The organism is Oleiphilus sp. HI0061 (assembly GCF_001635675.1).
The window spans coordinates 1-879 of the sequence record NZ_LWFE01001451.1 but is presented as its reverse complement, the minus strand read 5'-3'; the positions used below and the strand labels follow the sequence as shown (position 1 = coordinate 879).

The following is an 879-nucleotide window of genomic DNA, read 5'->3' as shown; positions in this document are numbered from 1 at the left end:
TAACCAACCCTTAAAAGCTGAAATAGAGCTTGTAAACTCAGGTGATTTCTCGGCAGAAGAAATTCTTCCTGGACTAGCAACGCGCGAAGAGTTTTTAAAAGCGAATGTCGACCGTGTTTACTTTTTATCCGATCTGAGGTTTAAAGTTGAAACGAATGCCGATGGTAAGCTTGTCGTTGTTCTTACGACAAACAAACCTGTCCGAGAGCCGTTTTTAAATTTCTTAGTAGAAGTGATTTGGCCAAGTGGCCGACTATTGCGTGAATACGCTTTGTTGATTGATCCTCCATTATTTTCAGAAGACCCTGTCGCACCGGTTAAAGCTGCAAGTGTTACGACGCAGGTAGCGCAAACTGGCGATGTTTTTAATGTACCAGAGCCTGCACCGGTAAGTCGCCGTTCTGTTGCTAACCCTTCGACTGGTATTTCAGGTGGTGAGTACGGCCCAACTGGTAGCTCTGATACGTTATGGGATATCGCAATCAAGGCGCGGCCAAATAGAAGTGTTAGCCCTCAGCAGGTTATGTTGGCTATTCAGGACCTAAATCCAGGTGCCTTCATTCAGGGTAATATCAATAAATTGAAGGCAGGTCAGGTTCTACGTTTGCCCAGCCTTGAGCAGATTAAGCAGCGTTCAACGCATCAGGCAATAGAAGAAGTTATTTCGCAGAACGAGTCTGCGAGAGGCAAACGCTCGAAGTCGGTAGCTTCAAGCCAAGCACCGAAAACTGACGTTAATCAGCCAGCAGTTAAGCGGGCTGGTGATGAACTCAAGCTTGTTGTTGCTGAAAAGACAAACGACGGTGCTAGCAGTGCTAACTCTGGTAGCTCTGCAACAGGCGGCAGTAACGGTAAAGAGACTGATCCGAAGCTAGCGAT

At 46.6% G+C, this 879-nt stretch carries 1 protein-coding gene; it reads left to right on the top strand.

Annotated elements, in window-relative coordinates; genetic code table 11:
- Positions 1 to 879, top strand: an 879-nt coding sequence (locus A3735_RS22850) for a FimV family protein (RefSeq protein WP_304440005.1), incomplete at both ends; no start/stop codon positions are given.